The organism is Phreatobacter sp. (assembly GCF_030691135.1).
In the GTDB taxonomy this organism is placed as follows: Bacteria; Pseudomonadota; Alphaproteobacteria; order Rhizobiales; family Phreatobacteraceae; genus Phreatobacter.
Genome location: NZ_JAUYFA010000095.1, coordinates 1 through 4,922 on the forward strand (window position 1 = coordinate 1; position 4,922 = coordinate 4,922).

6 protein-coding genes are annotated in these 4,922 nt (G+C 63.7%); 4 read left to right on the top strand and 2 right to left on the bottom strand.

The window, feature by feature from the left end; all coding sequences use genetic code 11:
- Window positions 1-10: 10 nt before the first annotated feature.
- Together Q8O26_RS17880 and Q8O26_RS17885 are read right to left on the bottom strand one after the other, a co-directional pair.
- Window positions 11-403, bottom strand: coding sequence for a hypothetical protein (locus Q8O26_RS17880; protein ID WP_305578063.1), 393 nt, complete (start codon window positions 401-403; stop codon window positions 11-13).
- Between the two features lie 279 nt (window positions 404-682).
- The gene (locus Q8O26_RS17885) at window positions 683-1,069 is read right to left on the bottom strand and encodes a hypothetical protein (protein ID WP_305578065.1); all 387 of its coding nucleotides are present in this window, start codon (window positions 1,067-1,069) and stop codon (window positions 683-685) included.
- Between the two features lie 622 nt (window positions 1,070-1,691).
- Here Q8O26_RS17885 and rpsL point away from each other — a divergent pair.
- The 4 genes from rpsL to Q8O26_RS17905 form a co-directional block, all read left to right on the top strand.
- On the top strand, window positions 1,692-2,063 hold the full coding sequence (rpsL, locus tag Q8O26_RS17890) for a 30S ribosomal protein S12 (RefSeq protein WP_305578066.1): 372 nt from the start codon (window positions 1,692-1,694) through the stop codon (window positions 2,061-2,063).
- Window positions 2,064-2,150: 87 nt separating this feature from the next.
- The gene (gene rpsG, locus Q8O26_RS17895; protein WP_305578068.1) at window positions 2,151-2,621 is read left to right on the top strand and encodes a 30S ribosomal protein S7; all 471 of its coding nucleotides are present in this window, start codon (window positions 2,151-2,153) and stop codon (window positions 2,619-2,621) included.
- Window positions 2,622-2,662: 41 nt separating this feature from the next.
- Complete coding sequence (fusA, locus tag Q8O26_RS17900; RefSeq protein WP_305578070.1) at window positions 2,663-4,738, top strand: elongation factor G; 2,076 nt, start codon at window positions 2,663-2,665, stop codon at window positions 4,736-4,738.
- 66 nt (window positions 4,739-4,804) lie between these two features.
- On the top strand, window positions 4,805-4,922 hold a 118-nt coding region (locus Q8O26_RS17905; RefSeq protein WP_305578072.1), incomplete at its 3' end, for a GTP-binding protein.

A 4,922-nucleotide genomic window follows, 5' to 3' on the forward strand; every position in this document is an offset into this window, starting at 1 on the left:
GATCGTCTGCTCAGTTGGCCGAGCAGGAATTGGTCGAGCCGCAGACGAGGTTGCTGGTCTGGCAGAGGTTGACGCCGCGGCGCTCCACGGTGCGCTCGTTGGCGAAGACGATCTTCATGTCGTACTGGCAGTAGCCGCGCGTGCGCTGGCGCGGCGTCGGCACGACGCGCAGGGCCTGTCCCGGCTCGATCACGTTCTGACCGAGGCGATCGTCGCCCCAGCCGCGGGTGTCGACGTCGGTCATGTAGAACTCGCGGATCGTGACGCCGGTCCGGTTGACGATGTTGATCCAGCGCTGCTGGCCGTCGCGGTCTGTCTGGGCTACGGCCGGCGGGGCGGCGAGCAGGCCGGCAGCGAGGGCGATCGTAGCAGCGGTCGCTCCAAGGAGCGTCTTGAACGTCATGATGCAAGTCCTTTTGGGAAGCGACCCCGGAATGTCCTTCCGCAGGGGCCGATGGGATTGGCAGACTCCCGAACGGAACGAGAGCCGGGCAGGGTGCACGGCGCAGGTGACCATACGGAATAGACCGCTCGCTGCTATGCTCCTTTGGACAGCGGGGCGCAATCCCGGACAAGGACGGTTTCATCCGTCCTGGCGCGGGGCTGCTCGGGAGCGCCGCCTCTGAAATGCAAAAGGCCGCCCTGAGGCGGCCTTGCCGATCGTCGTGAGCCTTGTTGCGTGTCAGTTCACCCGGCAGGATGCCGTCGACGTACAGACGAGGTTGCTGGTCTGGCAGAGGTTGACGCCGCGGCGCTCGACGGTGCGCTCGTTGGCGAAGACGATCCTCATGTCGTACTGGCAGTAGCCGCGCGAGCGCTGGCGCGGGGTGGGGACCACGCGAAGCGAGTCGCCGGGCTCGACGACGTCCTGGCCGAGGCGGTCGTCGCCCCAGCCGCGGGTGTCGACGTCGGTCATGTAAAACTCGCGGATCGTGACGCCGGTCCGGTTGACGATGTTGATCCAGCGCTGCTGACCGTCACGGTCGGTCTGCGCCTGTGCCGGCATGCCGAAGGCTCCGGCCAGAGTTGCAGCGGCGATGGCCGCGAATGCGACGTTCCTGAACGCCATGGTCTTGATCCTCTTCATGTTGGGCCGCACAAACGCACCCGGTTTACGGCAAAACACCGCAATGGTGTGAAACGTTCAGGTTGCCCCCCGATCGGACAAGCGCCCCCGCGTCACATCGCCTGCGATACTCCGCTTCCCGATCTGATAGGCAAGTGAAAGGTATCGCCGACGAGTGTCCGACGATGCCGACCTATGACATAGGCGCCGGATAATGACGGATCATGCCGGGAGCCGGCCGAATTGTTTCTGTCGCATTACGCCGCAAAGACGAAACATCCGGTCTTTGCGGAACCCGCTCGGGGGTCGTGCTTGACGGGGGCCGACTCAGGGTGTATTGCCACCCGACTTTCCGATGTAGGTCGGTTGCACACGCGGTCCTGGGAACGGCTTTGAGCCGGATCCGACCGAAGCTAACCGAGACCGCATCGCCTGACGTCAGTCAGATCGAAACGCATGATCGCCCGCCCGCAAGGACAGGCGATCCTCTGTTTTCGCCGGGCGCAGTTTGTCTTTCGGGGCAAACCAAGCGCCCGGTTGCCTGTTCCGGCGACGGGACGGGCAAACCATGCTTTACACGAGATCCGGGCGACCGGGCCTCAAGGGTTCAAGGACAAGGCCGCCGATGCCGACAGTCAACCAGCTGATCCGCAACCCGCGTCAGCCGCGCACCTACCGCGAGAAGTCCCGCCATATGGAGGGCTGCCCGCAGAAGCGCGGCGTGTGCACGCGTGTCTACACGACGACCCCGAAGAAGCCGAACTCGGCGCTCCGCAAGGTCGCAAAGGTGCGACTGACCAACGGCTTCGAGGTCATCGGATACATTCCGGGTGAGGGTCACAACCTTCAGGAACACTCCGTGGTCATGATCCGTGGCGGTCGCGTCAAGGATCTTCCCGGCGTGCGCTACCACATCCTGCGCGGCGTTCTCGACACGCAGGGCGTCAAGAACCGCAAGCAGCGCCGTTCCAAGTACGGCGCCAAGCGGCCGAAGTAAGAATTGTTTCCACCGGCCGCTCCTGGCCGAGGCGCGTAGGCGCCGGGCTGGAGCGGCCGGTGGCTTTCAGGATCAACGGAGAGAGCGATGTCTCGTCGTCATCGGGCCGAAAAGCGGGAAGTCATTCCGGACGCGAAGTACGGCAATGTCGTGCTGGCCAAGTTCATGAACTCGGTCATGTACGAAGGGAAGAAGTCGGTAGCCGAACAGATCGTCTACGGCGCCTTCGACCAGATCGAATCCAAGGCGAAGCAGGAGCCCCTCACGGTGTTCCAGTCGGCCCTTGAGAACGTCATGCCGGCCATCGAGGTCCGGTCCCGCCGCGTAGGCGGTGCAACCTACCTGGTGCCGGTCGAGGTTCGCCCCGAGCGTCGCCAGGCCCTGGCGATCCGCTGGCTCATCCAGGCGGCCCGCTCGCGCAACGACAAGACCATGGTCGACAAGCTTTCGTCCGAGCTCATGGACGCCGCCAACAACCGTGGCAACGCGGTGAAGAAGCGCGAAGACACCCACAAGATGGCCGAAGCCAACCGCGCCTTCTCGCATTACCGCTGGTAACGAACTGTCACGGTTCATCCGGAACCGAAGGAACTGAGATCATGCCGCGCACGCACGCGATCGAGGACTACCGCAACTTCGGAATCATGGCCCACATCGATGCGGGCAAGACGACGACGACCGAGCGGATCCTCTACTACACCGGCAAGTCCCATAAGATCGGCGAAGTCCATGACGGCGCCGCGACCATGGACTTCATGGAGCAGGAGCAGGAGCGCGGCATCACCATCACGTCGGCCGCGACGACCGCCCAGTGGGCGGGCAAGCGTCTGAACATCATCGACACGCCCGGCCACGTCGACTTCACCATCGAGGTGGAGCGTTCCCTGCGCGTCCTCGACGGTGCCGTCTGCGTCCTCGACTCCAACCAGGGCGTCGAGCCGCAGACCGAGACCGTCTGGCGCCAGGGTGACAAGTACAAGGTCCCGCGCATCGTCTTCGCCAACAAGATGGATAAGACCGGCGCCGACTTCTACATGTGCCTCGAGGACATCAAGAAGCGCCTCGGTGCCAAGCCGATCGCCATCCAGCTGCCGATCGGTTCGGAATCCAACTTCAAGGGCCTCGTCGACCTCGTCCGCATGAAAGCTGTCGTCTGGTCGGGCGAGTCGCTCGGTGCCGACTTCGACGCCAACCTCGAGATCCCCGACGATCTCAAGGAGAAGGCCCTCCAGTATCGCAATGAGCTGGTCGAGGCCGCCGTCGAACTCGACGACACCGCTATGGAAGCCTATCTCGAGGGCAACGAGCCGGACGAGGCGACGCTGAAGCGCCTCATCCGCAAGGCCGTGCTGACCGCCGCCTTCTTCCCGGTCCTCTGTGGCTCCGCCTTCAAGAACAAGGGCGTGCAGACGCTCCTCGACGCCGTGGTCGACTACCTGCCGTCGCCTGTCGACGTGCCGGCGATCAAGGGCATCGATCCGAAGACCGAGCTTGAGATCGAGCGCAAGTCGTCGGACTCCGAGCCGCTGTCGCTTCTCGGCTTCAAGATCATGGACGACCAGTACGGCGTCCTGACCTTCTGCCGCATCTATTCGGGCAAGCTCGAGAAGGGCATGGCCCTGATGAACTCGTCCCGTGAGAAGAACGAGCGTGTCGGCCGCATGGTCCTCATGCACGCCAATAACCGCGAGGAAATCGCCGAGGCCTATGCCGGTGACATCGTCGCTCTCGTCGGCCTCAAGGACACCCGCACCGGCGACACGCTTTGCGATCCGCAGAAGCCGGTGATCCTGGAGCGCATGGAATTCCCCGAGCCGGTCATCGAGATGGCCGTCGAGCCGAAGACCAAGGCGGACCAGGAGAAGATGGCGCTGGCGCTGATGAAGCTGGCCTCGGAGGATCCGTCCTTCCGCGTCTCCACCGACGCCGAGTCCGGCCAGACCCGTATCAAGGGCATGGGCGAACTCCATCTCGACATCAAGGTCGACATCCTTCGTCGTACCCACAAGGTCGACGTGACCGTCGGTGCTCCCGAGGTGGCCTTCCGCGAGAAGATCACCAAGCGCGTCGAGATCGACTACACCCACAAGAAGCAGACGGGCGGCACCGGCCAGTTCGCGAAGATCAAGATCATCGTCGAGCCCAATGAAGCCGGCGCCGGCAACGCCTTCGAGTCGAAGATCGTCGGCGGCTCGGTTCCCAAGGAATATATCCCGGGCGTCGAGAAGGGCATCGACTCGGTCATGGGTGCGGGCATCATCGCCGGCTTCCCCGTGGTCGACGTCAAGACGACCCTGATCGACGGCGCCTACCACGACGTCGACTCCTCGGTCCTCGCCTTCGAGATCGCCTCCCGCGCCGCCATGCGCGAGGCGCTTCAGAAGTGCGGTTCGGTGCTGCTGGAGCCGATCATGGCTGTCGAGGTGGTCACGCCCGAAGAGTACACCGGTTCGGTCATCGGCGACCTCAATTCCCGCCGTGGTCAGATCCAGGGCCAGGACATGCGCGGCAACGCCAACGTGATCCAGGCCAAGGTGCCGCTCATGAACATGTTCGGCTACGTCAACCAGTTGCGTTCCTTCAGCCAGGGCCGCGCCAGCTACACCATGCAGTTCAGCCACTACGAGCAGGCGCCGTCCAACGTCGCCGCCGAAGTCCAGGCGAAATACGCGTAAACATCGGTCTCTTGCCGGACCGGGTCCCTTGATCCTCCGGCATCGCGAACATCGAAGGAGGCCGTGATGGCCAAGGAAAAGTTCAACCGGAATAAGCCGCACTGCAACATCGGCACGATCGGTCACGTCGACCATGGCAAGACGTCGCTGACGGCGGCGATCACCAAGGTTCTGGCGGAGTCCG

What these genes read in the sequence shown, in the direction of transcription:
- Q8O26_RS17880 (WP_305578063.1), bottom strand. Translation starts at nt 403, where the DNA reads ATGACGTTCAAGACGCTCCTTGGAGCGACCGCTGCTACGATCGCCCTC.
- Q8O26_RS17885 (WP_305578065.1), bottom strand. Translation starts at nt 1,069, where the DNA reads ATGGCGTTCAGGAACGTCGCATTCGCGGCCATCGCCGCTGCAACTCTG.
- rpsL (WP_305578066.1), top strand. Translation starts at nt 1,692, where the DNA reads ATGCCGACAGTCAACCAGCTGATCCGCAACCCGCGTCAGCCGCGCACC.
- rpsG (WP_305578068.1), top strand. Translation starts at nt 2,151, where the DNA reads ATGTCTCGTCGTCATCGGGCCGAAAAGCGGGAAGTCATTCCGGACGCG.
- fusA (WP_305578070.1), top strand. Translation starts at nt 2,663, where the DNA reads ATGCCGCGCACGCACGCGATCGAGGACTACCGCAACTTCGGAATCATG.